We start from the raw sequence: 23,450 nt of genomic DNA, 5'->3' as shown, positions 1-23,450 counted from the left end.
GAACGCTCGGCGCGGTCTGTCCGTCGTCCGCCTGCTGCTACGATGCCGGCACAAGCCCGGGATCGATGCCGGTCATCGCGACGGACGCATCCCAGAGACGCTTCGCAAGAACCGGGTCTTGCGCTTCGTCCGATCGGGCTGCTTCGCCCGAGACGCCTCTGGTGCCCCGAAAGCCGATCGGCCCATAATAGCCGCCGGGTTGGACCGGCCCCGTCGCCGCCTGCAATGTCGGCCATGCACCCATGGCGGCATTGTTGAGAACCATGCCCGTGACGCGGATCAGGACCTGCACCGGCCACAGGTGACGAGCGAGATCGGTCGAAGCTATGCCGGGATGGCAGCCGACGGAAAGGATGGTCGAACCGGACGCGCGCAGGCGGCGATCCAGCTCGTAGAAGAAGAGCGCGTTCGCGAGCTTGCTGGCGCCGTAGCGGCCCACCCGGGAGTAGCTGCGCTCGGCGTTGAGGTCGTCCCAGTCGATTTGCGCTCCCCTGTGCGCAAGGCTGGAGGTGGTCACTATGCGCGCGCCCTGCGTCTCGGCGAGCTTGGGCAGAAGCAGCGAGGTGAGCGCGAACGTGCCGAGATGGTTCACACCGAACTGAAGCTCGAAGCCCTGCTTCGTCCGCATCAGCGGCGGGTTCATCACCCCGGCATTGTTTACCAGGGCGTCGATACGCGGCTCGGCGGTGGCCAGGCCGGCCGCGTGACGGATGCTGTCAAGATCGCCGAGATCGAGCGGCAGGAAGACGAGATCGGCCCGCGGTATCGCCGTCCTGATCCGGGCCATGGCGGCCTTGGCCTTGTCCCGGTCGCGGCAGGCGAGCAGCACGCGCGCGCCGCGTGCGGCAAGCACATGCGCGGCTTCAAAGCCGATTCCGGTATTGGCTCCGGTGACGATGAAGCATTTGCCCGACTGGTCGGGAACATCGGCTTCGGTGAAGCCTCTGGATTTCGTCATGATGCGATCCTTCTGAATTGAGTATGTACATACTCATTATTGCTGCAAAAAAATCAGGCGGTCCCGGCCGTTCCGTTCCAGAACAGCGTGAAACCAGCCTCGCTGATGATCTCATGGTCCTTCGGGCTCGCGGCGATCGCGTCGATTACCATGTCGGCAAGGCCAATCAGCGCGGTGTCGATGTAGAAAGCCGCAAAACCGGGGTCGGCGTGCCCGGAGAGGATTTCCTCGACCATTTCCCGGAGTTCGCGGAATCTTGCCTCGCAGCGTCGGCGGCTCGCATCCGTCACGTGCTCGGAGACCTTGAGCTGGCGCATCGCCTTGCGCCAGGTTGGCTTGGCAAGCCCCCATTCCACCACCCGGCACCAGATGAGCCGCAGGCGTTCGCGTGCATCGACGCTGGCCGGATAGGGCGCGAGCACCGTTTCGGCGAGATTGGTTTCGATCTCGACGAACAACGCGTTCAGCAGGTCGTCCTTCGTCGGGAAATAGGTGAACAGCGTCCCTTCCGAGACCCCGGCGGCCTTGGCGATCTTGGCCGTCGATGCAGCCGTACCCAGTGCCGCAACCAGTTCGGCGGCGGCGGTCAACAGGGCGTCGCGTTTCTCTTCGCTAAGGGGTCGGGCCATCTTCGGGTCATCAAATGAGCGTGCAATCACTCATTTATAAGGGGCGAAGGCATGTTTTGTCAATATGTCGGTCAGGACATCCGTCCACCGGCGCGGCAGACCGGCAGCGGGAAGGCTTCCTCGCTCGCGCAGGAACTGGCATCCGCGCCCCGCGCTCAGGACCAGCGGGCAAGGATGTCGGCCACGGTTTCGTCCACCGGCGGCGCGGCTTCGGCCGGCGTGGCCGAGAAGCGCGGCGCCGGCATCGGCTGCATCGCCCCGTCCCGCACGGCGAAGGTTCCGCGCGCGCGATTGTGCGGATGGAGCGGGGCCTCGGTGAGCGAGAGCACGGGCGTCACGCAGCCATCTCCCGCTTCGAACAGCGCCGCCCATTCGTCGCGCCCGCGCGAGGCGAAGGCGGCGGCGAGCGCCTCGGTGAGCGCCGGCCAGCAGGCGCGGTCATATTGGTCGAACCCGTCCGGCGCGATGCCGAGCCCCTCGCAAAGCGCGCGAAAGCCATGCGGCTCGAGCGCGCCCACCGCCACGTGCCGCCCATCGGCACAGGCATAGCAGCGATAATAGGGCGCGCCCCCGTCGACCATGTTCGCCGCCCGGGCATCGGCCCAGCGGCCCGAGGCGTGGAGCGCATAATAGAGCGACATCATCGAAGCGGCGCCGTCCACCTGCGCCGCTTCGATCACCTGGCCGCGGCCGGTCGCCTGGGCGGCGAGGATGGCGGAGACCAGGCCGAGCGCGAGGAACAGCGATCCGCCGGCATATTCGCCGATCAGGTTGAGCGGAGGCACCGGCGCGGCGGCGGGGCCGATGGCGTGCAGCGCGCCCGACAGCGCCAGATGGTTGATGTCGTTGCCCGGCGTGCCGGCGAGCGGTCCTTCGCGCCCCCAGCCGCTGGCGCGGGCATAGACGAGGCGCGGATTGAGCGCGAGGCAGCGGGCCGGATCGAGCCCCACCTGCTCGGCGACGCCGGGGCGATAGCCTTCGATTACGCCGTCCGCCTGCGCGATCAGCGCCAGCGCCTGTTCGCGCCCGGCCGCCTGGCTCAGGTCGAGCGATATCTGCGAGCGACCGCGATAGAGGTTCGCCGCCACCGTGCCCGCCTCGCTTCCCGGCCGGCGGATCCGCACCACGTCGCAGCCCAGGTCGGCGAGCAGCATGCCCGCGAACAGCACGGCGCCCGGCATGTCGAGCTCGACGATGCGCACGCCCGCCAGGGGCCCGTGCGTAGCTGCAACCATCATGTCCCCCACAGGTGATTCCGCCGATCCATAGCCCTTGCCCGCACCTCAGGTCCACGCACTGGCGCTCGCCCCGGCTTTAGGTTAGCGGGAAGGCCATGTCGGCACCTCACATCGTCGCGCTCGGCGGCACCCTGCGGCCCGAATCCGCCACCGGGCGGCTGCTCGCGGCAACGCTCGAAATGGCCGCGGCGCGCGGCGCCCGCACCACCTTGCTCACCGGCGAGGCGATCGCCTTCCCGCATTACGAGCCGGGCAATGTCGCGGGGAACGAGGCGGTGGGCCGCTATCTGGAGGCGCTGCGCACCGCCGATGCGGTGATCGTCGGCTCGCCCGGCTATCACGGCACGCTCTCCGGGCTGGTCAAGACCGCGCTCGACTATGTCGAGGCGCTGAGCAAGGACGCGCGCCCCTATCTCGACGGCTTGCCGGTGGGGCTGATCGCCACCGCCGCGGGCTGGCAGGCGGCGGTCTCGACGCTGCAGGCGCTGCGCACCATCACCCATGCGCTGCGCGGCTGGCCGACGCCGATGGGCCTGGCGATCAACACCGCCGAGCCGGGCGACGCGGTGGACAAGTGCAACGGTCCGATGGAAGTGATGGTGGGCCAGATCTTCACCTTCCTGGAGCGCCGCGCCGGCTAGGCCCGCGGCTGGTCCGACGGGGCGGCTCCCGCGCCACCAAGACGAGGACGGCGAGCGAAATCAAGACCTTGGTCCGGTCCGGGCCTTGGGTTGCCCGGCATTTAACGCTTTCGTGAGGCTTGCTTTCTAGAATGGAGGCATGGACGAGGCTTCGGCACAGGACGGCATCGGCAACCGCCGACGCGCCACGCGCACCATCCTGGCGGTCGACGACAGCCGGACCAATCTCCATGTCCTCGCGCATCGCCTGGGCCAGCTCGGCTATCTCGTCGTGCTCGCCGATCGCGGATCGCAGGCGCTCGAGCTGATCTCGGCACGCGGTTTCGATCTGGTGCTGCTCGACCGGGTGATGCCGGAAGTGCCCGGGCTCCACGTGCTGCACGAGATCCGCGGCACGCGCGACACGGCCGACCTGCCGGTGATCATGCTCACCAGCCATGACGAGCCGGGCGCCGCCGTGGAGGCGCTGCAGGCCGGCGCCGACGACTATCTGGCGGGCCCCTATCCGTTCGAGGAGCTGGCCGCGCGGATCGAGCGCACCCTGTCGCGCTCCGACCGGATGGAGGAGCTGAAGCGCTCCAACCTCGCGCTCGACGCGCGCATCGCCGCGCGGGCGATCGAGCTGGGCGAAGTGCGCGGCGAGCTCGCCATGGCCCGGGTCGAGCTGGAGCGCCGCCAGCGCGCCTGAGCGCGGCTCAGCGCTCGAACCAGTGCCGCCCGACGAAATAGGCGGTGATCACGAAGGCGACCGCCAGGCAGAGGATCGCGATCGCATCGAACGCCCAGGGCTCCCGCGCGAACCACAGTCCCTCGACGTTCATGCCATAGAGCCCGGTGATGAAGGTCAGCGGCAGGAACACCATCGCCGCCACCGCGATCACCAGCGAGCGCTGGTCGATCAGCTCGGCGCGCAGGTCGGTAAGCGTCTCGTGGGTGAGCGCGGCGCGCTCGCGGATGCTCTCCAGCTCCTCGGCCATGCGCGCGGCGCGATCGGCGGCGGCGGCGAGGTGGAGCCGGTCGTCATCGGCCAGCCATTCGACCGGCAGCCCGGCGAGCTTCTCCAGCGCCGCGCGCTGCGGATAGAGGAAGCGGCGCAGCCCGATCGCCTTCACCCGCGTCTCGTTGACCAGCCGGCGCAGGTCGAAGGCGCGGTGCTGCGAGATATGCTCCTCGCAATCGTCCAGCGAATCGCCCAGCTCGGCGACCATCGGGTCGAGCTCCTCGGTGATCGCCTGGGCGATCGCGGCGATCAGGTCGCCGGGGTCGAGGATCTTGCCGTCCTCCACCTGCTTGCGCACCGGCTGGATCGCATTGAGCTGCTTGCGCGAGACCGAGAAGACGCAGCCGCCATGCGCGTACATGCGGATCGAGGCGAGCGGATCGGAGTCGCCGAGCGCCTCGGACGACATGCCGCGCAGATTGACCAGCGCCGCCGGGCCGAACAGGTCGCAGCGCGGCCGCGTCTCCATCGCGGTCAGCGCGTCGATCACCGGCTGGGCCAGCTTGGCCTCGCCGCCCAGCCAGAGCTGGGCGCGCTCGTCATTGGTGTTGAGGTGGATCCAGCTGAGGCTGGCATCCCGGCCGAGCGCGTCCTTGAGGATCGGCTGCGCCACCTTCCCGTCGCGGACGATATAGGCGAAGCCGCTCATCCGGTGATCTCCAGCCATATCGACAGGCCGGGTCCCGGCGCTTCGGGCGGTGCCGTGAGGGCGATGCGCGGGGCATCGGCGCGGGCGCGGTCGAGAATGGCGGTCGGCACGGCGGGAAGGTGGTACACGCGCTCGGCCTGTGCAAGCGCGCGCGCCTGCCGGAGCGTCAGATCGTCCGGATCGGCGCTGTGCAGCGTGAAGCGCAGCAGCCGCGCGGCTTCCGGTGCGCGCAGCCGCGCCACCACGTCGCCGCCAAGCCCTTCCGCCAGCGCGGCGGCGATGGCGCGGCGGCGATCGGCCATGTCGGGGAAGCGCGCGCGCAGTTCGGGCCGGGCAGCGTGGAGCGCCCGCGCGGTATCGCCCAGATCGGCGGGCAGCTCGGTCTCGAGCTTCTGGCGCAGCGCCGCCGCCAGCCCGGCCGACACCCCGCCCGTGCCTATCGCCACCAGCACCGGATCGCGTTCCACGATCGCGGGCAGGGTGAAGTCGCACAGGTCCGGGCGGTCGACGGTGTTCACCAGCACGCCGCGCGCGCGCAGGCGGGCGACGACGGGTTCGGGATCGTCCGTGGCGACGATGGCGAGCGCGGCGGGAGCTTCCTCGCCGACGATCGCCGCGCCGGCGCGCGCGAGCAGCCGGCGCTTGGCTTCCGCCGCCTCGCCCGTGCCGATCAGCATGACTGGCCGCCCCGCCAGCTTCACGAAGATCGGCAGGGCGCTCAGCGTCATTGTTCCAGCCAGTCCGGTATCTGTTCCGCGCCCATGATCGTCTCGGCCGTGATCCGGCCCGCGACCACCTCGAAGCGATCGCCCGAGACGAGCACTTCGGGCACCAGTGCCCGGCTGTTATAGGTGCTGGCCATGGTCGCGCCATAGGCGCCGGCGCTCTGCAGCACCGCCAGGTCGCCGTTCCCGACCCGGTCGATCTCGCGATTCTTGAGAAACACGTCGCTGCTCTCGCACACCGGGCCGGCGACGTTCGCCACCATCGTCTCGCCGTTCGGCGTGACCGAGGCGAAGCCGTGCCAGGCATCGTAGAGCGCGACGCGCGCCAGGTCGTTCATCGCGGCGTCGACCACCACCCAGGGATTGGTCACGCCCGGCTTCACCCACAGCACTTCGGTGAGCAGTACGCCGGCATTGGCCGAGATGTGGCGGCCCGGCTCGAACATCAGCTCGACGTCCCAGTCCCTGGTCACGCGCGCGACCATCTCGCCGAACGCGGCCGAAGTCGGCGGCACGTCGCCGGGCTTGTAGGCGACGCCCAGCCCGCCGCCCAGGTCGACATGGGTGATCCTGTGCCCCGCGGCGCGCAGCTCGGCGACGAGCCGGCCGACCCGCTCGAATGCGGCCTCGAGCGGGTCGAGGCTGAGCAGCTGGCTGCCGATGTGCACCGCCACGCCGCGCAGGTCGATGCCCTCCAGCTTCGCCAGCCGGTCGAAGATCGCCGGCGCCTGGTCGATCGGCAGGCCGAACTTGTTCTCCGCCTTGCCGGTGGAGATCTTCTCGTGCGTGCCGGCATCCACGTCCGGATTGACGCGCAGGGCGGCCGGGGCGGTCATCCCCTTGGCGCGCGCGATCTCGGCCAGGACGACGCCTTCTTCCTCCAGCTCGAGGTTGAACTGGCCGATCCCGGCGTCGAGCGCCTGGTGCAGTTCCTTGCGAGTCTTGCCGACGCCGGAGAACACCACGTCGTGCGCCGGGATGCCGGCGGCCAGCGCGCGCGACAGCTCGCCGCCCGAGACGACATCGGCGCCGAAGCCCTCATTGGCGAGCAGGCGGAGCACGGCGAGGTTCGGATTGGCCTTCACCGCGAAGGCGACATGATGCCGGCCGACCGGCTCCAGCCCCTTGCGGAAGGCGCGGGCGGCTTCGCGGAACGCCTCGGTCGAATAGACATAGACGGGGGTGCCGACCTGCTCGGCGATGCGCGCGAGCGGGACATTCTCGGCGTGCAGCGCACCGCCGATCACTTCGAAATGGGACACTGAAAGACTTTCTGTGGGCTTAGCGCGGCGGCAGATCGAAGGTGTCGCTGCGCCGCTGGTCCGAGCTTTGGATGAGATCGTCGCTACGCGCGGGGCGCGTCTGCGTCGGCGGATTGAGGAGATCGCCCGGCGACGGCGTCGCTCGCGCGCCATAAGGCGCGGGAGGGAGCGAGGCCGCCGCCACGGGTTTGAGCGCTTCGCGCGCGCCGCAGCTCGCCAGGGCGAGCCCGCCCGTGCACGCGATCGTCAGCACCACCAGTCGCTTCATCGCTCTTCCTCCTGGCGGCGCTTCCTCGCCGCTGCGATCGCTTCCCGCACGCGCCCGGGCGAAGTGCCGCCAAAGCTCGTCCGGCTCGACACCGAAGCATCGACGCTGAGAACGCCATATACGCGTTCATCGATGCGCGTGTCGATTTCCTTGAGTTGGGTGATCGATAGCTGATCGAGACGTATGCCCTCGCCTTCCGCCCTGGCCACGGCCCGCCCGGTGATGTGGTGCGCCTCGCGGAACGGGATGCCGCCCTCGCGCACCAGCCAGTCGGCCAGGTCGGTGGCGGTGGAGAAGCCGGCCTCGGCGGCGGCGCGCATCCGGTCGAGCCGGAAGGTCGCGCTCTCCACCATGCCGGTCATCGCCGCGATGCTGAGCCCCAATAGGTCGTGCGCCTCGAACACCGGCGGCTTGTCGTCCTGCATGTCCTTGGAATAGGCGAGCGGCAGGCCCTTCATCGTGATCATGAGGGACACCAGCGCGCCGGTGATCCGGCCCGAATGCCCGCGCACCAGCTCGGCCGCGTCGGGGTTGCGCTTTTGCGGCATGATCGAGCTGCCGGTCGACCATTGGTCGGACAGCGAGACGAAGCCGAAGGGCTGGCTCGCCCAGATCACGAATTCCTCGGCCAGGCGGCTGAGGTGGAGCGCGGTCTGCGCGGCGGCGGTGAGATATTCGATCGCGAAGTCGCGGTCCGATACCGAATCGAGCGAGTTGCGCGTCGGCCCGTCAAAGCCCAGCGCCTTCGCCGTCGCCTCGCGGTCGAGATTGAAGCCGGTGCCGGCCAGCGCCGCCGAGCCGAGCGGGCAGAGGTTCAGGCGCGCGCGGGCATCCCTCAGGCGGCCGCGGTCGCGCGCGAACATCTCGAAATAGGCCATCAGGTGATGACCGAGCGTCACCGGCTGGGCGACCTGGAGATGGGTGAAGCCGGGCATCACGCTGTCGGCATGTTCCTCGGCACGGGCGAGCAGCGCGTCCTGGAGCGCGCCCAGTGCCGCTTCGGCCTGGTCGACCGCGTCGCGCACCCAGAGGCGGAAATCGGTCGCCACCTGGTCGTTGCGCGAGCGGGCGGTGTGGAGGCGCCCGGCGGTCGGGCCGATCTTCGCCGCCAGCCGCGATTCGGCGAGCATGTGAATGTCTTCGAGCGCCAGGTCCTCGGGCACGCCCTCGGCCTCGAAATCGGCGGCGACTTCGCCCAGGCCGGCATGGATCGCCGCTGCGTCCTCCGCCGCGACGATGCCCTGCGCGCCCAGCATCGCCACATGCGCCTGGCTGCCGCGCAGGTCCTGGCGCCACATCCGCTTGTCGAAGGGGATGGATGCGTTAATCTCGCGCATCACCGCGGACGGGCCTTCGGCGAAGCGCCCGCCCCACATGGCATTGGAGCTGTCCTTGCGCTCGGCGATCTCTCTTCTCCTTCTGGCCACGCTGGCGATCGCGGGGTGCGATAAGCGCTCCGGCCCCGCGCAGCAAGCAAACGAAACTATGCCGGCGGCCAATGGCGCTGCTGCGGCGGACAAGGGCAAGGTCGACCGCAGCCACAAGGGCGAGGCCGCGCCGGGCACGGCCTTCGCCGATCCGGCGGGCAAGAAGACCAGTCTCGCCGCCTTCAGGGGCAAGCCGGTGCTGCTCAACCTCTGGGCGACATGGTGCATCCCCTGCCGTGCCGAGATGCCGACGCTGGATGCGCTGGCCGGGCAAAGAGGCGATGCGCTGGCGGTGATCACGCTGAGCCAGGACTTCAAGGGCCGCGAAGCGGTCGATCCCTATTTCGCCAAGGCCGGGTTCAGGCATCTGAAGCCCTGGACCGATACCGACGCCGCCTTCAGCCTGGGGATGGGGGCGAACCTGCCGACCACGATCCTCTATGATTCGGCCGGCAAGGAGGTGTGGCGCGTGGCGGGCGAGATGGACTGGGGCGGCGCCAGGGCCGCCGCGCTGCTGGCGGAAGCGCGATGAGCGGCGAGGTCAGCGTCGGCCGCGACCTTTCCGGCCCGCGCATCGTCACGCTTCCCGCCCGGCCCGAGCCGATCCGGGTCAGCGCCGACGAGACCGCGATCGTCGTGATCGACATGCAGAACGCCTATGCCTCGCCCGGCGGCTATGTCGACCAGGCGGGGTTCGACATTTCGGGTTCGGCCGGGACGATCGGCAAGATCGCCGCAGTGCTCGATACGGCGCGCGCCGCCGGCATGCCGGTGATCTATCTGCAGAATGGCTGGGACGCCGATTATGTCGAGGCCGGCGGCCCCGGCTCGCCCAACTGGCACAAGTCCAACGCGCTGAAGACGATGCGCGCGCGGCCCGAGCTCCAGGGCAAGCTGCTGGCGCGCGGTGGCTGGGATTACGAACTGGTCGATGCGCTCGCCCCGAGGCCCGGCGACATCCGCCTCCACAAGACGCGCTACAGCGCCTTCTTCAACTCGCAGCTCGATTCGACGCTGCGCGCGCGGGGCATCCGCAACATCGTCTTCGTCGGCATCGCCACCAATGTCTGCGTCGAGAGCACGCTGCGCGACGGCTTCCATCTCGAATATTTCGGGGTGATGCTCGAGGATGCGACCCATCATCTGGGGCCGCCGATGATGCAGGAAGCCACGGTCTACAATGTCGAGAAGTTCTTCGGCTGGGTCTCGACCACCGCCGACTTCTGCGGCAGCTTCGGCCAATTGCCCAGGGAGTGAGCCAATGTCGTTCGAGCCGATCAATCCGCCGCAATTCCCCACGCCGATCGCGCCCTATTCGGCCGGCGCGAAGGCGGGCGACACGGTCTATGTCTCGGGCGTGCTGGCGCTGGGCGAAGGCGGCGTGGTGCTCCATGTCGGCGACGTGGCGGGCCAGACGCGGCACGTGCTGGACGTGATCCGGACCACGCTGGAAGCGGCGGGGGCAAGGCTGGAGGACGTGGCGATGAACCATATCTTCCTGAAGGACTTTGCCGACTATCCCGTCTTCAACCAGATCTATGCCGAATATTTCCCGGGGGCCAAGCCGGCGCGCTACTGCATCCGGGCCGATCTGGTGAAGCCCGATTGCCTGGTCGAGATCGCCTCGGTGGCGCATATCGGCTGATGGCGGAGGCGGGGGGCCTTTATTACGAGGAACATGGCCCGGCAGGCGCGCCGCCGCTGATCCTGTCGGCCGGCATGGGCGGATCGGGCAGATACTGGCTGCCCAACCTGCCCGCGCTCGCCGAGCGCTTCCGCCTCATCCTCTACGATCATCGCGGCACCGGCCGCTCGGACCGCACGGTGACGCCGCGCATCGAGAGCATCGGCGACGATATCCGCCTGCTGATGGATGCACTCGGTATCGAGCGGGCCGCGATCCTCGGCCATGCGATCGGGGGCATGGGCGGCCTGAGCATGGCGATCGACACGCCGGAGCGGGTCGACAGGCTGGTGGTGGTCAATGGCTGGGGCCGGCTCGATCGCTATACCGCGCGCTGCTTCGACGCCCGGCTGGCGCTGCTGCGCGCCTATGGCCCGGGCAAATATGTCGATGCCCAGCCGATCTTCCTGTTCCCGCCGGGGTGGATCTCGGACAATCACGCGCGGCTGGAGGAAGAGGCGGTCCATCACGTCGCCGGCTTCCCCGCCGAGATGGTGGAGGCGCGCATCCTCGCGGCGCTGCGCTTCGACCTGGTCGACCGGCTGGAGTCGGCGCGGCTCGACATGCCCGTGCTGCTGCTCGCCAGCGACGACGACGCGCTCGTCCCGCCCGGCTGTTCGCAGGCGCTTGCGCAAGTCATTCCACGGGCGCAACTTGTCCGGATGCCTTGGGGAGGACACGCCTGCAACGTGACCGATCCTCCGGGCTTCGAGGCCCGGGTGCTCGCATTTCTGGGGAGCTAAATCATGGAAGTCGGCGTCTTCGTTCCCATCAACAACAATGGCTGGCTGATCAGCGAGAACGCGCCCCAGTACATGCCGTCGTTCGATCTCAACAAGGAGATCGCGCTGCGGGCCGAGAAGCATGGCCTCGATTTCCTGCTCTCGATGATCAAGCTGCGCGGCTTTGGCGGCAAGACCGAGTTCTGGGAATATGGGCTGGAGAGCTTCACGCTGATGGCCGGCCTCGCCGCCGTCACCGAGAAGATCAAGATCTACGCCACTTGCCCCACGCTGGTCATCCCGCCGGCCTTTGCCGCGCGCATGTGCAACACGATCGATTCGATCAGCCATGGCCGCTTCGGGCTCAACCTGATCACCGGCTGGCAGCGCCCCGAATACAGCCAGATGGGGCTGTGGCCGGGCGACGAGCATTTCCGCAACCGCTACCAGATGCTGGGCGAATACGCCCAGATCCTGCGCGAGCTGTGGGAGACCGGCCGCAGCGACCTGAAGGGCACCTATTACCAGATGGACGACTGCCTCGTCCGCCCCACGCCCCAGGGCGAGATGAAGATCATCTGCGCGGGCTCGTCGGACGAGGGGCTCGCCTTCTCGGCCAGGTGGGCGGACTATGCCTTCTGCCTCGGCAAGGGGGTCAACACGCCCACCGCCTTCGCCTTCAACAACGAGCGGCTCGCCGCCGCCACCGCGAAGACCGGGCGCGACGTGAAGGTGTTCGTGCTCGTCATGGTCATCGCCGACGAGACCGACGAAGCGGCCATGGCCAAGTGGAAGGCGTATAATGACGGCGTCGACATCGACGCGATCCGCTGGCTGATGGACCAGGGCGCGGCCGACAAGAACAACCCCACCACCAATGTCCGCCAGCTCGCCGCGCCCGAGGGGGCGGTCAACATCAACATGGGCACGCTGGTGGGCAGCTATGCGAGCGTCGCACGCATGCTCGACGAGATGGCGGAAGTGCCGAACACCGGCGGCGTATTGCTGACGTTCGACGATTTCCTGGAGGGCGTCGAGAATTTCGGCACGCGCATCCAGCCGCTGATGCGGAGCCGCGCCGGGCGCTGAGCCGGAAGGGCGCAGCCTTTCCGATGCTCGATCGTTTCGGTGTCGGGCCAACGGGGATCTGACTTCCCTCAAAGCCGGAGAGAAAGCATGAAGAAGCTGACTTCCCTCGCCGCACTGGCGATTCTCCTCGCACCGCCGCTCGCCGAAGCGCAGCAGCAACGCCCCGATGATCGGCAGGGTGACCGCCATGGCGATCGCCAGGGCGGTCGTCCGGGCGAGCGCCCGGGCCAGCCGGGCATGCGCCCGCCTTCGGGCGGCCCCGGCGGTCCGGGGCGCCCCAATCCGGGCCAGCCCGGCATCCGTCCGCCCGGGCCCGGTCCGTCGCAGCCCGGACGCCCGGGCACGCGCCCGCCGGCACCGCGTCCGCCGATCGCCCGCCCGCCCGTGCCGCGGCCCCCGGTCGCGCGCCCGCCGCATCGCCCCGGCATCGGCCGTCCGCCCAATTTCCGCCCGATCCACCGGCCGCCCTTCGTCTATCCGCGCGGATATCATTATCAGCGCTGGTCGATCGGCGGGCTGCTGCCGCTGCTCTTCCTGTCGAACAATTATTATTATGACGGCTGGTACGATCTCGGCCTGGGTGCGCCGCCTCCGGGCTATCGCTGGGTGCGCTACGGGCCGGACCTGCTGCTGGTGAACGTGCGGACCCGCCGCGTGGTCGACGTGATCTACGGCGCCTTCTACTGATCGCGGAGGGCGCGGTCCGCACCCGGATCGCGTCCTTTCCGCTTTTCCCGGGAACCAGGGCCGCGCGCGTCGACGCGCGCACCCGTGGCGGGGTTGTCGATCCGAGGGAGAAGTGGATGCCCCGTGAGGATTCGAACCTCAATTAACGGAGTCAGAGTCCGTGGTCTTACCTTTAGACGACGGGGCATCACGCGGCATCACGGCCGGCAGGCGGGGCGCAATAGGGCGGCCGCGCGACGCTGTCAACGGGCCCTGCCTTGCCCCCGACCCCGGTCTCCGCTAGCCTCGCTTTCAAGCACCGGCGGCGAAAAGCCGTGACGGAACAGAACATAAGCGAGTGATACGATGGGGGATGGCACCGCCAATATGCCCCGCGGCCGTGGTTCCGGAAAAATCCGGAGAGCCCCGCCGCCCATGGAGCGGCCGATGCGCGGCCGGCCGGGCGACGCGCGCCACTATGCGGCACTGGACCTCGGCACCAACAACTGCCGGCTGTTGATCGCGCGCCCACAGGGTTCGGGCTTCGCGGTGGTCGACGCGTTCTCGCGCATCGTTCGCCTCGGCGAGGGCCTGGCCGGCAGCGGCCGGCTCTCGGACGCCGCGATCGAGCGCACCATCGCGGCACTGCGGATCTGCGCCGACAAGCTGAAGCGCCGCCACGTGATCCTCGCCCGCTCGGTGGCGACCGAGGCGTGCCGCCAGGCCTCGAACGGGGCCGAGTTCATCGAGCGGGTCTATCGCGAGACCGGCATCGCGCTCGACATCATCACTGCCGAGGAAGAGGCCCGGCTCGCCGTGCTGGGCTGCCACGCGCTGCTCGAGCCCGGCGACGGCCCGGCGCTGGTGTTCGACATCGGCGGCGGCTCGACCGAGCTGGTGCTGGTCGATTCGCGCGGCGAAGTGCCCCGTATCCTCGACTGGCACAGTGCGCGCTGGGGCGTGGTCTCGCTCACCGAGGCGTCTGGCGTTGCCGCCACGGCCGAGGAACGCGCCGCGCTCTATGCGAACATGCGCGCCCGCGTGGCCGAGAGCTTCGCTCCCTTCGCCACGCGCCTGCGCACCCCGCGCGGCACACGGCGGCTGCTCGGCACCTCGGGCACGGTCACCACGCTCGCCAGCGTGCATCTGGGCCTGGCGGCCTATGACCGGTCGGTGGTCGACGGGCTGATCGTCCCCGCCCCGGCGATGCGCGAAGTGAGCCAGCGGATCGCAGGGATGAGCATGGCCGAGCGCAGCCAGGTGCCGTGCATCGGCTCGGAGCGGGCCGATCTCGTCGTCGCCGGCTGCGCTATCCTCGAGACGATTCTCGATCTATGGCCGGCCGAACGGCTGGGCATCGCCGATCGCGGCATCCGCGAGGGCATATTGCGCCGCCTGATCAACGGGAGAATCTTGTGAGCAGAGGCGGCGGACGCGGCCATACCCGCGTGCTGACGGCGCGAAAGCGCACGGCCCAGTCGACGCGCTGGCTCGAACGCCAGCTCAACGATCCGTACGTCAAGCGCGCCAAGGCCGAGGGCTATCGCAGCCGCGCGGCCTATAAGCTGATCGAGCTCGACGAGAAATTCGGCTTTCTGAAGGGCAAGAAGCGCGTGGTCGACCTCGGCATCGCGCCGGGCGGCTGGACCCAGGTGGTCCGCCGCCGGCTGCCCAAGGCGCCGGTTGTCGGCATCGACCTGCTGCCCGTCGATCCGATCGAGGGCGCGGTGATCCTGCAGATGGACTTCATGGACGATGCCGCCCCCGACCGGCTGATCGAGGAACTGGGCGGCGCGCCCGATCTGATCGTGTCGGACATGGCGGCCAACACCGTCGGCCATCCGCAGACCGATGCGCTGCGCACCATGGGCCTGGTCGAGACCGCGCTCGACTTCGCGATCCAGGTGCTCGAGCCCGGCGGCGATTTCGTCGCCAAGGTGTTCGCCGGCGGTGCCGATTCGACGCTGGTGGCGGAGATGAAGCGCAACTTCGCCACGGTGAAGCACGCCAAGCCGCCGTCGAGCCGCAAGGGCTCGGTGGAATGGTTCGTCGTAGCGCAGGGCTTCAAGGGGCGGGCGAAGGTGGACGAGAGGGAATAGGCCCGGGCCAGCAGCTTATCGCAGCCTGGCGACGCTGCGCTCGAGCTTCCTCAGAATGGCCGGGTATCGATCGCGGGCCTGTTCAGAGGCGGCTGCCTGGTCAGTGAAGTAGACATTGCCGATCTCTTCTTCTGCATCCGCTTCGATCTGCTCTATCGCTGCAGCGCCGAATCGGGTGACGAGTATCGACCGCGCCCGATCGCGTCGCGCGTTGAGGCGCTTTTCCATCTGCACATATTCGGGCGCCGCGGGGCCGCCGCGATAGGCGGCGGGAACGGCGCTGAAGGCAAGGAGGCCCCTGGCATAGGTTTCGGCATAGAGGTCGAGTAGCGGATCGCGTGCAGGCACATCCTGCACTGCAAGAACAGGGGCACGGGTTTGTGGCGATATCGTCGCGACGAGCAGGAGCGACAGGGCAAATAGCATGCGAGCCTCCCCGATACGCGCCCAGTTTAGCCGTATCCCGGGCGGCCGCTAGGGGTCGGCACCGATCCGATGGCATTCGGCCAAAGCAAAAGGGCCCCGGAATCGCTTCCGGAGCCCTTTTGCTTGTTCAGCGGATCGCCGGCTCAGCCGTCGTAGTCGCCGCCCAGATTCTGGTTGCGCGGCGGGGCGGCGGCGGTGAGGCGCAGCGCCTCGGCCGAAGCCGCGATCGAGCCGACTTCGTCCGGCGCTTCCTCGTCGTCGATCTGCACGCGCTGCAGGCTCGAGACCACCGCTTCCTCGAGGTGAGTCGGGCGAATCGTCTCTTCCGCGATCTCGCGCAGCGCGACGACCGGGTTCTTGTCGCGGTCGCGATCGAGAGTCAGATCGGCGCCGCCCGAGATCTGGCGGGCGCGCTGCGCCGCGAACAGCACGAGATCGAAACGGTTGGGAACCTTGTCGACGCAATCTTCGACAGTGACGCGCGCCATCTACGCTTCCTTGAAAAACGGAGTGTCCGGGAAAGGCGGCGACTTAGGGTCCGGCTGTGGAAAAGTCAAGAAAATGGGCCTTGCGCCCGCGCGGCGAACCGAATCGCGCGCGGCGCGTTGGGAACGCCATCGCAACGATGCCCGCGGAGTCCCCTTGGAAGCGCTCGCCCCCCTTGCCCCCGTGCCCATGGTCCCGCATCACCCGGCGATGCGCTTGACCCAGCCGAGCTACACCGTCGACGGCAACCGGCTGACGCTGCTGCCCGACGGGCCCGAGCGGCTGGAGGCACTGCTCGACCTGATGCGCCGCGCCGAGCGGACGCTCCGGGTGCTCTACTATATCTATGTCGACGATGCGGCCGGCGCCGCGGTGCGCCAGGCGCTGCTCGACGCGGCGGCGCGCGGCGTGAAGGTCAGCCTGATCGTGGACGGGCTGGGCAGCGAGCATGCCCAGAGCCATGGCTTCTTCGATCCGCTCCATGCCGCCGGCGTCGACGTCTGCCGCTTCGTGCCGCGCTGGGGCCGGCGCTATCTGCTGCGGAACCATCAGAAGCTCGCGCTCGCCGACGAGGCGCGGGTGATCATCGGTGGATTCAACATAGAGGACAGTTATTTCGGCACGATCGAACAGGCTGCCTGGCGGGATCTGGGACTGCTGATCGAAGGTCCGGCGGCGGGCCGCCTGGTCGGCTATTATGATGCGCTGTCGAACTGGGCCCGGCGGCCGCGCGGCAGCCTGCGCAGGCTGGCGAAGACGCTGCGCGCGTGGAGCGAGCCCGAGGGCGCCACGCGCTGGCTGCTCGGCGGCCCGATGCGCCGGCTCTCCCCCTGGGCGCGCGAAGTGAAGCGCGACATGGAGCGGGCGCAGTCGATCGACATCATGGCCGCCTATTTCGCGCCCAATCCGGCGATGCTCCGCCGGCTCGACCGGGCCGGCCTGCGTGGGCGGGTGCGGCTGATATTGCCGTCCAGGCTCGATCATGGCGCCGCGATCTGGGCGGCGCGCTTCACCTATGCCGGGCTGCTCCGCAAGCGGGTGCAGATCTACGAATATCAGCCGACCAAGCTCCACGCGAAGCTGTTCCTGCTCGACGACGTGGTGAACATCGGCTCGGCCAATTTCGACATCCGCTCGATGTTCCTCAATCTCGAGCTGATGTTCCGCGTCGAGGATCCCGCCTTCGCCGCCTATGTCCGCGCCTTTGTCGACGGCGAAGTGGCCTGTTCGGAGCGGATCACGCCCGAACTCTACAAGGCGCGCACGGGCCCCTGGACGCGGATCAAGCAGGCGGCGGCCTATTTCGTGATGGCGGTGCTCGACTACAACGTCACCCGCCGGCTCAACTTCGGCCCGCGCGGGACGCGGCCGCAGGGCTAGTCCTTGCCAAGGTCAATCCTTGATCGTCTCCATCGCGACATAGGTCGAGGTGCTGGCGACATGGGGCAGGCTCGATATCTTCTCGCCCAGCACGATCCGGTAGCGGCGGATGTCGGCGGTGCGCACCTTCAGCAGATAGTCGAAATTGCTCGCGAGCATATGGCATTCCTCCACCTCGGGGATGCGCCGCACCGCCGCGTTGAACTCCTGCAGCGCCTTCTCGCGCGTGTCGGCCAGCTTCACTTCGGTGAAGGCGATATGGTCGAGGCCCAGCCGTGCGGGATCGACGATCGCGCGAAAGCCGCGGATCACGCCGGCTTCGGTCAGCCGCTTGAGCCGCACCTGGGCCGGGGTCTTGGAAAGCCCCACCTGCCTGGCCAGTTCGGTCACCGTCATCCGGCCGTCCGCGGCCAGCGCGGCGACGATCTTGCGGTCGAACTCGTCCAATTCGACTGTCATGGGGGGCTTCTTCATGCATCCGGCCTAGCAGACGGCCATAAAAATGGCGATTCCGCCTGTGATTCGTCTCTCAAAAGTCTGATCGACCTGCGCAAGCGGCGTATCATGGCGGGATGACCCAGCCAGCGCCCTTCGCCGCCTTCGCTCCACCCGTCCGCGAGCCGACTCCGCTCCGCCGGGCGATCACCGCCGCCTATCGCCTGGACGAGCGCGCGGCGGTGGCGCCGCTGCTGGAGGCGGCGACGCTCGACGCCACCACCCGTGCCGCGATCCGCGAGACGGCGACCGGGCTGGTCACCGGCCTGCGCGCGCGGCGCCGCGGCGGCGCGGTCGAATCGCTGGTGCAGGAATATGCGCTGTCGAGCGAGGAGGGCGTGGCGCTGATGTGCCTGGCCGAGGCGCTGCTCCGCATCCCCGACGATGCCACGCGCGACGCGCTGATCCGCGACAAGATCGCCGATGGCGACTGGCGGGCGCATCTCGGCGGCAAGTCGCTGTTCGTCAATGCGGCGACCTGGGCGCTGGTGGTGACGGGCAAGCTGGTCGACAGCGTCGACGATCGCGGGCTGGGCGCCGCGCTGATGCGCCTCGTCGCGCGTGCCGGCGAGCCGGTGATCCGCCGCGCGATCGATCTGGCGATGCGGATGATGGGCGAGCAGTTCGTCACCGGCGAGACGATCGCCGAGGCGCTCAAGCGCGCGCGCCACGAAGAGGCCAAGGGCTTCCGCTACAGCTACGACATGCTCGGCGAGGCGGCGACGACCGCGGCGGATGCCGAGCGCTATTATCGCGATTACGAGAATGCGATCCATGCGATCGGCGCGGCCTCGAACGGGCGCGGCGTCTATGCGGGACCGGGCATCTCGATCAAGCTTTCGGCGCTCCATCCGCGCTACGGCCGCGCCCAGGCCGACCGGGTGATGGGCGAGCTGCTTCCCCGGGTGAAGACGCTGGCGGTGCTGGCGCGGCGCTATGACATCGGACTCAACATCGATGCCGAGGAAGCCGACCGGCTGGAGATCTCGCTCGACCTGCTGGAGAGCCTGGCGCTGGATCCCGATCTGGCCGGCTGGGACGGGCTGGGCTTCGTCGTCCAGGCCTATGGCAAGCGCTGCCCCTTCGTGATCGACTGGATCATCGACCTTGCCGGGCGGGCCGCGCGGCGGATCATGGTCCGGCTGGTCAAGGGCGCCTATTGGGACGCGGAGATCAAGCGCGCCCAGGTCGACGGGCTGCGCGATTTCCCGGTCTATACCCGCAAGCCGCATACCGATGTGGCGTACATCGCCTGCGCTCGGAAGCTGCTCGCGGCGGGCGACCGGGTCTTCCCGCAATTCGCCACCCACAATGCCCAGACGCTGGCGACGATCTACCGGCTCGCCGGGCCGGACTTCGAGCTGGGCCAATATGAGTTCCAGTGCCTGCACGGCATGGGCGAGCCGCTCTACGAGCAGGTGGTGGGCGCGGCGAAGCTGGACCGCCCGTGCCGCATCTATGCGCCGGTCGGCACGCACGAGACGCTTCTGGCCTATCTCGTGCGCCGTTTGCTGGAGAATGGCGCCAACTCCTCCTTCGTGAATCGCATCGCGGATTCCGAAATTCCCGTTTCGGAGCTGGTCGCGGACCCCGTCGAGACGGTGCGCGCGATGCCCGATCCGGGCGCGCATCACGACAGGATCGCGCTCCCCGCGACGCTCTATCCGGACCGCCGCAATTCGAACGGCATCGATCTGAGCGACGAAACCGCGCTCGCGGAGCTGAGCCAGGCGCTCCAGGACAGCGCGACGATCGCGTGGCGGGCGGCCCCGGCCGATGGGCAGGGAGTGCTACGCAAGATATTGAATCCCGCGGATAATCGTGACGAGGTCGGCGAGGTCGTCGAGAGCGCGCCTGGGGCGGCGGCCGCCGCCGTCGCGCGCGCCGCGGCTTCCGGCTGGAGCACCGTGCCGGTCGCCGAGCGCGCGGCGATGCTCGAGCGCGCCGCCGACGCGATGCAGGCACGGATGCCGGTGCTGCTCGGCCTGATCGTGCGCGAGGCGGGCAAGTCGCTGCCCAATGCCATTGCGGAGGTGCGCGAAGCGATTGATTTTCTTCGCTATTATGCGGCGCACGCGCGTGCGACCTTCGGCGCCGCCCAGCTGCCGCTCGGTGCGATCGTCTGCATCAGCCCGTGGAATTTCCCGCTGGCGATCTTCACGGGCCAGGTGGCGGCGGCGCTGGTGGCGGGCAATCCGGTGCTCGCCAAGCCGGCGGAGGAAACCCCGCTGATCGCCGCGCAGGCGGTGGCGCTGCTCCATGCGGCGGGCGTCCCCGCCGACGCGCTCCAGCTCGTTCCCGGCGACGGCGCGATCGGCGCGGCGCTGGTCGGCGCGGGCGAGACCGCGGGGGTGATGTTCACCGGCTCCACCGAAGTGGCCCGCCTGATCCAGCGCCAGCTGGCCACGCGCCTGTCCCCGTCCGGCCGGCCGATCCCTTTGGTCGCCGAGACGGGCGGGCAGAATGCGATGATCGTCGATTCCTCCGCGCTTGCCGAGCAGGTCGTCGCCGACGTCATCGCCTCGGCGTTCGACAGCGCGGGCCAGCGCTGTTCGGCGCTCCGGATCCTGTGCCTGCAGGAGGAAGTCGCCGACCGCACGCTGGCGATGCTCAAGGGCGCGCTCAGGGAGCTGCGCATCGGCCGCACCGACGCGCTCAACGTCGATACCGGCCCGGTGATCACCGCCGAGGCGCGCGACATCATCGAGCGCCATGTCGCGACGATGCGCGCGCGCGGCCACCGCATCGAGCAGCAGGACCTGCCGGCCGCGACCGGGCATGGCACCTTCGTGCCGCCGACGATCATCGAGATCGACGCGATCGCCGATGTCGAGCGCGAGGTGTTCGGCCCGGTGCTCCATGTGCTGCGCTATCGCCGCGACGATCTCCCGGCGCTGATCGATGCGATCAACGCCACCGGCTATGGCCTCACCTTCGGCCTGCACACCCGGCTCGACGAAACGGTCGCTGAAGTGACCGCGCGCGTGAAGGCGGGCAATCTCTATGTGAACCGCAACGTGATCGGTGCGATCGTCGGGGTGCAGCCCTTTGGCGGGTGTGGGCTTTCGGGCACCGGCCCCAAGGCGGGCGGGCCGCTCTATCTCGGGCGGCTGGTGGGCGCGGCGCCGGCTGCGATCGCGCCCATGGGATCGGCCGGGACCCCGCTGGCCGAGTTCGCCACCTGGCTCGACGCCCAGGGCGAAGTGCGGGCCGCCGATGCGGCGCGGCGCTATGGCGCGGCCTCGGCGCTGGGCTTCGAGCGCGAGCTGCCGGGGCCGGTGGGCGAGCGCAACCTCTATGCACTCCATCCGCGCGGCCGCATCCTGATGCGCCCCGTGACGGCGGCCGGCCTGTACGACCAGATGGCCGCGGTGCTGGCGACGGGCAACAAGGGCAGGCTCGACGGGATGGCGCTGCCCCATGGCCTGCCGCCCCGAGTCGCCGCGGCCTTCGCGCCGGATGCGGCGGAGCCCCTTGCCGCGGCGCTGGTCGAAGGGGACGTCCTGCCGGTGGCCCGGGAACTGGCGGCGCTGGACGGCCCGATCGTCCCGCTGCTCGCCACGGGCGAATCCGGCTATCCGATCGAACTGCTGCTCGAGGAAGTGTCGATCTCGATCAACACCACCGCCGCCGGGGGCAATGCCAGCCTGATGACCATCGGCTGATCCGGTCGCGCCCGGGGCCGGGCCATCCGGCGCTTGCCTCTCCGTCCGCCGCGCGGCATGGGGTGAGGCTCGGCCGGCAGGCAGGTTTCAGTTCCAGGACCAAGGGCATGAAGGACAAACTCATAGTGCTGATCGGCGGCGGCGGTTTCGTCGGCCGCTATGTCGCGCAGGAACTGCTCGCCGCCGGCGCGCGCCTGCGAATCGCCCAGCGCCGGCCGCGCGATGCCTGGTTCCTCAAGCCGCTGGGCGGCCTGGGCCAGACCCAGTTCGTCGCCGCCGACGTGACGCGGCCCGAGACGATCGCCGCCGCGGTCGCCGGCGCCGATGCGGTGGTGAACCTTGCGGGCGTGCTCAAGGGCGATTTCGACGGCGTCAACGCTGCCGGTGCGCGCACCGTCGCCGCCGCGGCCAAGGCGGCCGGCGTCGGCTCGCTCGTCCATTTCTCCGCGCTCGGCGCCGAGGGGGATTCGGCGTCCGCCTATGGCCGCTCCAAGGCGGCGGGCGAGGCCGCGGTGCGGCAGGCCTTCCCCGAAGCCGTGATCCTGCGACCTTCCTTCGTCTTCGGGCGCGAGGACCAGTTCACCAACCGGTTCGCCGCGATGCTCGGCATGGGGCCGGTGGTGCCGGTGCTGCGTGCCGGCGTGCGTTTCCAGCCGGTCTATGTCGTTGACGTCGCCCGGGCGGTGGCCGCGGTGCTCGCCGCGCCGGAACAGTCCGCGGGCGGAACCTATGCGCTGGGCGGGCCCGATACGCTGACCATGGCCGAGCTGCTCCACTGGCTCGCCGGCGCGACCGGCCACAAGCCGGCCTTTGCCGAGCTGCCCGATCCGCTCGGCGCGCTGCTCGCAATGTTGCCCGGCACGCCGATCACGCGCGACCAGTGGCGCATGCTGCTGGCGGACAATGTCGCAGGCGATGCGCCGGGCCTCGCGGCGCTCGGCATCGTGCCGACGCCGCTGGCCAGCGTCGCATCGACCTGGCTGGTCCGCTATCGCCGCAACGGCCGCTTCGCCAGGCTGGCCGCCTGAACGCCTTTCCGCGCCGCCGGCGCATCGGAGCATAGCCAAGCATGAGCGAAACCCTGGTTGCGATCCTCCTCGGCATTGTCGAGGGGATCACCGAATTCCTGCCGGTCTCCTCGACCGGCCATCTGATCCTCGCTTCCGAGCTGCTCGGCTATGACGCCGCCACCTGGGCGATGTTCAATGTCGTCATCCAGCTCGGCGCCATCCTGGCGGTGGTGGTGCTCTACTGGCGGACCTTCTGGGCGGTGGCCTCCGGCCTCCTCCGGATGAACCCGGTCTCATGGCGCTTCACCCGCAACCTGCTCGTCGCCTTCGTCCCCGCCGCGGTGATCGGCCTCGCGCTCCATTCGAAGATCGAAGTGCTGCTCGGCGAGCCGATGGTGGTCGCCTGGGCGCTGGTGATCGGCGGCATCGCGATCCTGGTGATCGAGCGGCTGGTGAAGTCCGCGACGATCCACGGCATCGCGGAGATCCCGCTGGTCCGCGTGATCGGCATCGGTTTCATCCAGTGCCTCGCGATGATCCCGGGCGTCAGCCGTTCGGGGGCGACGATCATGGGCGCGCTCACCCTGGGCGTGGAGCGGCGCACCGCCGCCGAGTTCAGCTTCTTCCTCGCCATCCCCACGATGCTGGGCGCCACCACGCTCGAGCTGCTCAAGAATCACGACGCGATCGCCTCGGCCCGGGTGGGATGGGACGAGATCGCCATCGGCTTCGTCACGGCCTTCATCGTCGCGATCGTCGTCATCAAATGGTTCGTCGGCATCGTCTCGAAACATGGCTTCGCGCCCTTTGCCTGGTACCGAATCGTCGCCGGCATCGGGGCGATCGTCTGGCTCTCGATGCGATAAGGTCCGGATCGGCCATAAAATGGCGTAAGAATATTTCAAATTCGCGCCACCGAGGCAGAAAAACC

Annotated in this window: 25 protein-coding genes and 1 tRNA gene; 14 read left to right on the top strand and 12 right to left on the bottom strand. The window is 69.1% G+C overall.

The features are described 5' to 3' along the window. Window positions 1-37: 37 nt before the first annotated feature. The 3 genes from CAP40_RS01970 to CAP40_RS01960 all read right to left on the bottom strand — a co-directional run bounded on the left by CAP40_RS01970 (window position 38) and on the right by CAP40_RS01960 (window position 2,822). Window positions 38-958, bottom strand: a complete 921-nt coding sequence (locus tag CAP40_RS01970) for an oxidoreductase (RefSeq protein WP_086127670.1) — start codon at window positions 956-958, stop codon at window positions 38-40. A 53-nt stretch (window positions 959-1,011) separates the two neighbouring features. After that, window positions 1,012-1,548 (bottom strand): TetR/AcrR family transcriptional regulator, encoded by a 537-nt coding sequence (locus CAP40_RS01965; RefSeq protein ID WP_256923974.1) that lies wholly within the window; start codon window positions 1,546-1,548, stop codon window positions 1,012-1,014. A 194-nt stretch (window positions 1,549-1,742) separates the two neighbouring features. Continuing rightward, window positions 1,743-2,822, bottom strand: a complete 1,080-nt coding sequence (locus CAP40_RS01960) for a CaiB/BaiF CoA-transferase family protein (protein ID WP_086128401.1) — start codon at window positions 2,820-2,822, stop codon at window positions 1,743-1,745. Between the two features lie 98 nt (window positions 2,823-2,920). Between CAP40_RS01960 and CAP40_RS01955 the strand changes: the two genes are divergently transcribed. Next, a complete protein-coding gene (locus CAP40_RS01955; protein ID WP_086127668.1) occupies window positions 2,921-3,466 on the top strand; it encodes an NADPH-dependent FMN reductase in 546 nt (181 codons plus the stop codon). A 139-nt stretch (window positions 3,467-3,605) separates the two neighbouring features. Then, complete coding sequence (locus CAP40_RS01950; RefSeq protein ID WP_086127667.1) at window positions 3,606-4,154, top strand: PleD family two-component system response regulator; 549 nt, start codon at window positions 3,606-3,608, stop codon at window positions 4,152-4,154. A gap of 7 nt (window positions 4,155-4,161) precedes the next feature. On the opposite strand, the gene CAP40_RS01945 is transcribed toward CAP40_RS01950, so the two are convergent. Genes CAP40_RS01945 through argH form a run of 5 tightly spaced genes read right to left on the bottom strand, consistent with a single transcriptional unit; the run spans window position 4,162 to window position 8,746 of the window. Next, window positions 4,162-5,115, bottom strand: a complete 954-nt coding sequence (locus CAP40_RS01945; protein WP_086127666.1) for a CorA family divalent cation transporter — start codon at window positions 5,113-5,115, stop codon at window positions 4,162-4,164. After that, window positions 5,112-5,843: a bifunctional precorrin-2 dehydrogenase/sirohydrochlorin ferrochelatase gene (locus tag CAP40_RS01940; RefSeq protein WP_179187849.1), complete on the bottom strand. Its 732-nt coding sequence runs from the start codon at window positions 5,841-5,843 to the stop codon at window positions 5,112-5,114. Before CAP40_RS01940 ends, CAP40_RS01945 begins: the two co-directional genes overlap by 4 nt. Then, window positions 5,840-7,102 (bottom strand): diaminopimelate decarboxylase, encoded by a 1,263-nt coding sequence (gene lysA / locus CAP40_RS01935; protein WP_086127665.1) that lies wholly within the window; start codon window positions 7,100-7,102, stop codon window positions 5,840-5,842. The genes CAP40_RS01940 and lysA overlap by 4 nt, the downstream gene beginning before the upstream one ends. Before the next feature lie 19 nt (window positions 7,103-7,121). Then, the gene (locus CAP40_RS01930; protein WP_086127664.1) at window positions 7,122-7,370 is read right to left on the bottom strand and encodes a hypothetical protein; all 249 of its coding nucleotides are present in this window, start codon (window positions 7,368-7,370) and stop codon (window positions 7,122-7,124) included. Beyond that, window positions 7,367-8,746, bottom strand: a complete 1,380-nt coding sequence (argH, locus tag CAP40_RS01925; protein WP_086127663.1) for an argininosuccinate lyase — start codon at window positions 8,744-8,746, stop codon at window positions 7,367-7,369. The genes CAP40_RS01930 and argH overlap by 4 nt, the downstream gene beginning before the upstream one ends. 109 nt (window positions 8,747-8,855) lie before the next feature. Here argH and CAP40_RS01920 point away from each other — a divergent pair, with 109 nt between their 5' ends. From CAP40_RS01920 to CAP40_RS20865, 6 genes are all read left to right on the top strand, one after another. Next, window positions 8,856-9,329: a TlpA disulfide reductase family protein gene (locus tag CAP40_RS01920; RefSeq protein WP_275916530.1), complete on the top strand. Its 474-nt coding sequence runs from the start codon at window positions 8,856-8,858 to the stop codon at window positions 9,327-9,329. Further along, window positions 9,326-10,054 (top strand): pyrimidine utilization protein B, encoded by a 729-nt coding sequence (gene rutB / locus CAP40_RS01915; RefSeq protein ID WP_086127661.1) that lies wholly within the window; start codon window positions 9,326-9,328, stop codon window positions 10,052-10,054. The genes CAP40_RS01920 and rutB overlap by 4 nt, the downstream gene beginning before the upstream one ends. A gap of 4 nt (window positions 10,055-10,058) precedes the next feature. Then, a complete protein-coding gene (locus CAP40_RS01910) occupies window positions 10,059-10,442 on the top strand; it encodes a Rid family hydrolase (protein WP_086127660.1) in 384 nt (127 codons plus the stop codon). Then, on the top strand, window positions 10,442-11,224 hold the full coding sequence (gene rutD, locus CAP40_RS01905) for a pyrimidine utilization protein D (RefSeq protein ID WP_086127659.1): 783 nt from the start codon (window positions 10,442-10,444) through the stop codon (window positions 11,222-11,224). The genes CAP40_RS01910 and rutD overlap by 1 nt, the downstream gene beginning before the upstream one ends. A 3-nt stretch (window positions 11,225-11,227) precedes the next feature. Further along, entirely contained in the window at window positions 11,228-12,292 is a 1,065-nt protein-coding gene (gene rutA / locus CAP40_RS01900; RefSeq protein ID WP_086127658.1) for a pyrimidine utilization protein A, read from the top strand. An 87-nt stretch (window positions 12,293-12,379) separates the two neighbouring features. Further along, window positions 12,380-12,979 carry an RcnB family protein gene (locus tag CAP40_RS20865; protein ID WP_086127657.1) on the top strand — a complete coding sequence of 200 codons (600 nt, stop codon included), beginning with the start codon at window positions 12,380-12,382 and terminating at the stop codon, window positions 12,977-12,979. A gap of 113 nt (window positions 12,980-13,092) precedes the next feature. Here CAP40_RS20865 and CAP40_RS01890 read toward each other — a convergent pair. Beyond that, window positions 13,093-13,166, bottom strand: a tRNA-Gln gene (locus tag CAP40_RS01890). A 179-nt stretch (window positions 13,167-13,345) separates the two neighbouring features. Here CAP40_RS01890 and CAP40_RS01885 point away from each other — a divergent pair. Together CAP40_RS01885 and CAP40_RS01880 are read left to right on the top strand one after the other, a co-directional pair. Next, complete coding sequence (locus tag CAP40_RS01885; RefSeq protein WP_373384846.1) at window positions 13,346-14,377, top strand: Ppx/GppA phosphatase family protein; 1,032 nt, start codon at window positions 13,346-13,348, stop codon at window positions 14,375-14,377. Continuing rightward, the gene (locus tag CAP40_RS01880; protein WP_086127655.1) at window positions 14,374-15,057 is read left to right on the top strand and encodes an RlmE family RNA methyltransferase; all 684 of its coding nucleotides are present in this window, start codon (window positions 14,374-14,376) and stop codon (window positions 15,055-15,057) included. The genes CAP40_RS01885 and CAP40_RS01880 overlap by 4 nt, the downstream gene beginning before the upstream one ends. A gap of 15 nt (window positions 15,058-15,072) precedes the next feature. On the opposite strand, the gene CAP40_RS01875 is transcribed toward CAP40_RS01880, so the two are convergent. Together CAP40_RS01875 and rpoZ are read right to left on the bottom strand one after the other, a co-directional pair. Further along, window positions 15,073-15,483 carry a hypothetical protein gene (locus CAP40_RS01875; protein WP_144034201.1) on the bottom strand — a complete coding sequence of 137 codons (411 nt, stop codon included), beginning with the start codon at window positions 15,481-15,483 and terminating at the stop codon, window positions 15,073-15,075. A 143-nt stretch (window positions 15,484-15,626) separates the two neighbouring features. Continuing rightward, window positions 15,627-15,971 (bottom strand): DNA-directed RNA polymerase subunit omega, encoded by a 345-nt coding sequence (gene rpoZ / locus CAP40_RS01870; RefSeq protein WP_086127653.1) that lies wholly within the window; start codon window positions 15,969-15,971, stop codon window positions 15,627-15,629. A 208-nt stretch (window positions 15,972-16,179) separates the two neighbouring features. On the opposite strand from rpoZ, the gene CAP40_RS01865 reads away from it, so the two are divergent. Beyond that, window positions 16,180-17,349 (top strand): phosphatidylserine/phosphatidylglycerophosphate/cardiolipin synthase family protein, encoded by a 1,170-nt coding sequence (locus CAP40_RS01865; protein WP_086127652.1) that lies wholly within the window; start codon window positions 16,180-16,182, stop codon window positions 17,347-17,349. 12 nt (window positions 17,350-17,361) lie between these two features. Here CAP40_RS01865 and CAP40_RS01860 read toward each other — a convergent pair whose 3' ends face one another. Next, window positions 17,362-17,823, bottom strand: a complete 462-nt coding sequence (locus CAP40_RS01860; protein ID WP_086127651.1) for an Lrp/AsnC family transcriptional regulator — start codon at window positions 17,821-17,823, stop codon at window positions 17,362-17,364. Between the two features lie 98 nt (window positions 17,824-17,921). Here CAP40_RS01860 and putA point away from each other — a divergent pair, with 98 nt between their 5' ends. The 3 genes from putA (at window position 17,922) to CAP40_RS01845 (ending at window position 23,385) form a co-directional block, all read left to right on the top strand. Continuing rightward, entirely contained in the window at window positions 17,922-21,509 is a 3,588-nt protein-coding gene (gene putA / locus CAP40_RS01855) for a trifunctional transcriptional regulator/proline dehydrogenase/L-glutamate gamma-semialdehyde dehydrogenase (RefSeq protein WP_086127650.1), read from the top strand. Window positions 21,510-21,616: 107 nt separating this feature from the next. Next, on the top strand, window positions 21,617-22,537 hold the full coding sequence (locus tag CAP40_RS01850; RefSeq protein ID WP_086127649.1) for an NAD-dependent epimerase/dehydratase family protein: 921 nt from the start codon (window positions 21,617-21,619) through the stop codon (window positions 22,535-22,537). Between the two features lie 41 nt (window positions 22,538-22,578). Next, window positions 22,579-23,385 (top strand): undecaprenyl-diphosphate phosphatase, encoded by an 807-nt coding sequence (locus tag CAP40_RS01845; RefSeq protein ID WP_086127648.1) that lies wholly within the window; start codon window positions 22,579-22,581, stop codon window positions 23,383-23,385. Window positions 23,386-23,450 lie beyond the last annotated feature (65 nt).

Source organism: Sphingomonas sp. IBVSS2 (genome assembly GCF_002127225.1).
Lineage (GTDB): Bacteria > Pseudomonadota > Alphaproteobacteria > Sphingomonadales > Sphingomonadaceae > Sphingomonas.
This window is presented reverse-complemented; position numbering and strand designations above follow the sequence as displayed.

Excerpts from the sequence above, each read along its gene's own strand:
- CAP40_RS01970 (WP_086127670.1), bottom strand. The coding sequence starts at position 958 with ATGACGAAATCCAGAGGCTTCACCGAAGCCGATGTTCCCGACCAGTCG.
- CAP40_RS01960 (WP_086128401.1), bottom strand. The coding sequence starts at position 2,822 with ATGGTTGCAGCTACGCACGGGCCCCTGGCGGGCGTGCGCATCGTCGAG.
- CAP40_RS01955 (WP_086127668.1), top strand. The coding sequence starts at position 2,921 with ATGTCGGCACCTCACATCGTCGCGCTCGGCGGCACCCTGCGGCCCGAA.
- CAP40_RS01950 (WP_086127667.1), top strand. The coding sequence starts at position 3,606 with ATGGACGAGGCTTCGGCACAGGACGGCATCGGCAACCGCCGACGCGCC.
- CAP40_RS01945 (WP_086127666.1), bottom strand. The coding sequence starts at position 5,115 with ATGAGCGGCTTCGCCTATATCGTCCGCGACGGGAAGGTGGCGCAGCCG.
- CAP40_RS01940 (WP_179187849.1), bottom strand. The coding sequence starts at position 5,843 with ATGACGCTGAGCGCCCTGCCGATCTTCGTGAAGCTGGCGGGGCGGCCA.
- CAP40_RS01930 (WP_086127664.1), bottom strand. The coding sequence starts at position 7,370 with ATGAAGCGACTGGTGGTGCTGACGATCGCGTGCACGGGCGGGCTCGCC.
- argH (WP_086127663.1), bottom strand. The coding sequence starts at position 8,746 with ATGTGGGGCGGGCGCTTCGCCGAAGGCCCGTCCGCGGTGATGCGCGAG.
- CAP40_RS01920 (WP_275916530.1), top strand. The coding sequence starts at position 8,856 with ATGCCGGCGGCCAATGGCGCTGCTGCGGCGGACAAGGGCAAGGTCGAC.
- rutB (WP_086127661.1), top strand. The coding sequence starts at position 9,326 with ATGAGCGGCGAGGTCAGCGTCGGCCGCGACCTTTCCGGCCCGCGCATC.
- CAP40_RS01910 (WP_086127660.1), top strand. The coding sequence starts at position 10,059 with ATGTCGTTCGAGCCGATCAATCCGCCGCAATTCCCCACGCCGATCGCG.
- rutD (WP_086127659.1), top strand. The coding sequence starts at position 10,442 with ATGGCGGAGGCGGGGGGCCTTTATTACGAGGAACATGGCCCGGCAGGC.
- rutA (WP_086127658.1), top strand. The coding sequence starts at position 11,228 with ATGGAAGTCGGCGTCTTCGTTCCCATCAACAACAATGGCTGGCTGATC.
- CAP40_RS20865 (WP_086127657.1), top strand. The coding sequence starts at position 12,380 with ATGAAGAAGCTGACTTCCCTCGCCGCACTGGCGATTCTCCTCGCACCG.
- CAP40_RS01885 (WP_373384846.1), top strand. The coding sequence starts at position 13,346 with ATGCCCCGCGGCCGTGGTTCCGGAAAAATCCGGAGAGCCCCGCCGCCC.
- CAP40_RS01875 (WP_144034201.1), bottom strand. The coding sequence starts at position 15,483 with ATGCTATTTGCCCTGTCGCTCCTGCTCGTCGCGACGATATCGCCACAA.
- rpoZ (WP_086127653.1), bottom strand. The coding sequence starts at position 15,971 with ATGGCGCGCGTCACTGTCGAAGATTGCGTCGACAAGGTTCCCAACCGT.
- CAP40_RS01865 (WP_086127652.1), top strand. The coding sequence starts at position 16,180 with ATGCGCTTGACCCAGCCGAGCTACACCGTCGACGGCAACCGGCTGACG.
- CAP40_RS01860 (WP_086127651.1), bottom strand. The coding sequence starts at position 17,823 with ATGAAGAAGCCCCCCATGACAGTCGAATTGGACGAGTTCGACCGCAAG.
- putA (WP_086127650.1), top strand. The coding sequence starts at position 17,922 with ATGACCCAGCCAGCGCCCTTCGCCGCCTTCGCTCCACCCGTCCGCGAG.
- CAP40_RS01850 (WP_086127649.1), top strand. The coding sequence starts at position 21,617 with ATGAAGGACAAACTCATAGTGCTGATCGGCGGCGGCGGTTTCGTCGGC.
- CAP40_RS01845 (WP_086127648.1), top strand. The coding sequence starts at position 22,579 with ATGAGCGAAACCCTGGTTGCGATCCTCCTCGGCATTGTCGAGGGGATC.